This is a genomic window from Stenotrophomonas sp. 2YAF22 (genome assembly GCF_052114665.1).
Lineage (GTDB): Bacteria > Pseudomonadota > Gammaproteobacteria > Xanthomonadales > Xanthomonadaceae > Stenotrophomonas > Stenotrophomonas indicatrix.
Genome location: NZ_JBFRFE010000512.1, coordinates 1 through 3,176 on the forward strand (window position 1 = coordinate 1; position 3,176 = coordinate 3,176).

General features: G+C 66.8%; 4 protein-coding genes. 2 read left to right on the forward strand and 2 right to left on the reverse strand.

The features are described from left to right. Both AB4Y84_RS17340 and AB4Y84_RS17345 read left to right on the forward strand, forming a co-directional pair. On the forward strand, positions 1 to 1,116 hold a 1,116-nt coding region (locus AB4Y84_RS17340), incomplete at its 5' end, for a DUF4153 domain-containing protein (protein WP_442250534.1). Further along, positions 1,113 to 1,658: a DNA-3-methyladenine glycosylase I gene (locus tag AB4Y84_RS17345; protein WP_394196040.1), complete on the forward strand. Its 546-nt coding sequence runs from the start codon at positions 1,113 to 1,115 to the stop codon at positions 1,656 to 1,658. The genes AB4Y84_RS17340 and AB4Y84_RS17345, both read left to right, overlap by 4 nt. A gap of 33 nt (positions 1,659 to 1,691) precedes the next feature. On the opposite strand, the gene AB4Y84_RS17350 is transcribed toward AB4Y84_RS17345, so the two are convergent. Next, positions 1,692 to 2,399 (reverse strand): YitT family protein, encoded by a 708-nt coding sequence (locus AB4Y84_RS17350; RefSeq protein WP_442243886.1) that lies wholly within the window; start codon positions 2,397 to 2,399, stop codon positions 1,692 to 1,694. Positions 2,400 to 2,808: 409 nt separating this feature from the next. Next, the gene (locus AB4Y84_RS17355) at positions 2,809 to 3,021 is read right to left on the reverse strand and encodes a DUF4287 domain-containing protein (RefSeq protein WP_223494409.1); all 213 of its coding nucleotides are present in this window, start codon (positions 3,019 to 3,021) and stop codon (positions 2,809 to 2,811) included. Positions 3,022 to 3,176: the final 155 nt, after the last annotated feature.

Consider the following 3,176-nt stretch of genomic DNA (forward strand, 5'->3'; position numbering starts at 1 on the left):
GTGCTGTTCGTGCTGTCGCTGCCGTTCACCGGGCTGGCGCCGTTGTGGGCCACGCGCTCGGCCGCCAGCCTGCTGCTGGTGCTGGCGGTGCTGCTGATCAGCCTGGCCAACGCGGTCTACCAGCACGACGACGGCACCCCGCCCTACCCGGCCTGGCTGCGCCGGCTGGTCGAGGCCAGCCTGCTGGCATTGCCGATCTACGCCGGCCTGGCGCTGTACGCAATGACGCTGCGGGTCAGCCAGTACGGCTGGACCCTCTCGCGCTTCTGGGGCTTTGCGGTTGCGGTACTGATCGCCGGCTATGCAATCGGCTACGCCTTCGCCGCACTGCGCCGGCAGGGCCGTTGGCTGCATCGGCTTGAGCCGGTCAACCGCTGGATGTGCTGGACCGTACTGGCCACTGCACTGCTGGCCATCTCCCCGGTGATCGACCCGGTGCGCATCACCCTGGCCAGCCAGATGAAGCGCCTGCGCGCCGATCCCGCGCTGATGACCGCGGACGCGGCCAACCAGCTGCGATTCGAGCTGGGCCGCCGTGGTGTGCAGGCGCTGCGCACGCTGCAGAAGGCGCCATCCTTGGCGGCCRACACCCGCGCCTCCAGCATCATCGTGCAGGCACTGGCCCGACAGAAGCGCGAATCGCGCTGGGACAACAACATCGACGATGGCGTGCGCGACCTGGCCGGCCTGAAGGCACGGATCGTGCTGGCCAAGGGCACCGCATCGCCAGCCGATGACTGGTGGCAGGCAGTACTGGATAGGCGCTTGAGCGCGGGCGATTGCCTGGACGCCGACAAGATCGGCGACAACCGCTGCGTCGCCCTGCGTCGTGACCTGGACGGCGATGGCCAAGACGACGTGCTGCTGTGCATGACCACCCTGTACAGCGGTCCGCGCTGCCAGCTGCACGTGCGTGAACCGGCTGGCTGGAGAAAGGAGGGTGATGTTTCCTTCCAGGACGTTGACCAGCGCACTTCCAACGAGGCCCCACAGGCCCTGCGCGATGGCCGCTTGACCGTGCAACCGCCGCGCTGGCCGACGCTGCTGCTTGACGGCACGGCGGGTCAGCTGGAGATTGATCGCAGCAAAGACCGCGCGGAGGCGGCAACACCATGAGCGGATACTGCCGCATCGCCCCGGGCCACCCGGTGCACGAGTACTACCACGCCAACGAATACGGTTTCCCGCAGCGCGATGAGCGCGAGTTGTTCGAGCGCCTGCTGCTGGAGATCAACCAGGCCGGCCTGAGCTGGGAAACCATCCTGAAGAAGCGCGAGGGGTTCCGCGCGGCCTATGACGCTTTCGACGTCGATCGCGTCGCCGCCTATGCCGAGCAGGACATCGAGCGCCTGTTGTCGGACCCTGGCATCATCCGCAACCGGTTGAAGGTGCTGGCCGCGATCCACAACGCGCAGGTGATCCAGCAGCTGCGCCGGAGCCACGGCAGCTTCGCCGCGTGGCTGGACGCCCATCACCCGCGCAATAAAGCTGACTGGGTGAAGCTGTTCAAGAAGACCTTCCGCTTCACCGGCGGCGAGATCACCGGCGAGTTCCTGATGAGCCTGGGCTACCTGCCGGGCGCGCATGCCGAGGACTGCCCGGTGCACGCCAAGCTGCTGAAGCTGGCACCGCCATGGGTGCAGGCATCCGCCCGGTAGTGCCGGCCGCTGGCCGGCATTGCCCGTGAGCCGTCAGACGCCCATGTAACGGCCCGGACGGTGGTTGAACATCAGCACCAGGCTGAGCACCACCGCACCGATGGCCGAGTACATCACCTTCGACGGCGACAGCACGAAGAACGCGGCCACCATCAGGCACGCATCGAAGGACATCTGCACCTTGCCGGCGCTCCAGCCACGGGTGCGCTGCAGGTACACCGCCAGGATGCCGATGCCGCCGAGGCTGGCGCGGTGGCGGATGAAGAACAGGATGCCCAGGCCGGACAGCGCGCCACCGACCAGCGCCGAGTACAACGGCGCGATATGCGAGAAGTCGGCCCAGCGCGGCAGGATGTCGGTCAGCAGGCCGCAGGCGGTGACCGCCGCGAACGTCTTCAGGGTGAATTCCCAGCCCATGCGGCGCACCGCCACCCAGTAGAACGGCAGGTTGACCAGCACGAACACCAGGCCGAAGTTCCAGCCCATCGTGTAATGCAGCAGGAACGCCATGCCGGCCATGCCCCCGATCATCAGCCCGCCCTTGGCGAAGATCGCCAGGCCCAGTGAAGCCACGAGCATGGCCAGCACCATGCCCTGCACGTCCTCGGCGACCGAGTGGCGCAGCGCCTTCTCATCGGCGGGGGTGCCGGCAACATCGGGCGGCGGGGTCAGCGGGCCAGCGGTGACCAGGTGGCCGTCAGCGTCGTCGCACGGCGCCGGGCCATGGGATTGGAGGGACATACAGGTGGGGGCACTACGGGTGGGGAGCGGTATTAGACACGATCTGCATGACAGTTGCAGATGAAATCGTTCAGTTGGGAGTTGCGGCGAACGGCGCAGCCCCTCGTGGCTGGGCGGCATACTACCTCCGAATCTGGCAGTGGGCCGGGCGGGTGGGCTGTGCAGGGGGCGCTGCAAGTACGTCCATGTAAGCTCGGTCGCCGCTTGCTCGTGCGCGCTATCCCGCGCGCACGACAAGACCGGGGTTGAGCGTCCTGCCCAACCCGCCCGAGGCATGCCTCGGGCCCATGCGGCTCACGCCCCTGCACAGCCCACCCACCCGGCCCCCGGACAGGTTCCGTGCGCGTCCAGCCACGTAAAGAGAAAAGAAGAGCAGAAGCGGGTCGCTGCGCTCGGTGGAGCGGTTGTCTCAGCGCCGGGTGGCTAGGTGGTGGGCGACCAGGGCGTTTGCGTGGCCATGGCCCAGCCCGTGCTCGGATTTCAGGAAGCTGACCAGCTCCATATGCTTCAAGCCCGGCCGTTTGGCCAGCAGCCCCAGCCAATGCGTCACCGGCTGCCCGTAGGTCTTTTCGATGGAAGGAAAATAGGACGCCGGGCCCTTGGGTTTGCTGTCGCTGCTCATGTGCTGCTCCCTGTTGTTTGGAAAGTACCCATTCGACGAACCACGGAACCACAAATCGACATCGGCATTTACCGACCAGCGCCGGTACCACCGGGTACGCATCCACGCATGGCGTGGATCTACGTGTCGACCAAGGTCGACACCTACCAACAGCA

Coding starts and splice junctions, on each gene's coding strand:
- AB4Y84_RS17350 (WP_442243886.1), bottom strand. CDS start 2,399: ATGTCCCTCCAATCCCATGGCCCGGCGCCGTGCGACGACGCTGACGGC.
- AB4Y84_RS17355 (WP_223494409.1), bottom strand. CDS start 3,021: ATGAGCAGCGACAGCAAACCCAAGGGCCCGGCGTCCTATTTTCCTTCC.
- AB4Y84_RS17345 (WP_394196040.1), top strand. CDS start 1,113: ATGAGCGGATACTGCCGCATCGCCCCGGGCCACCCGGTGCACGAGTAC.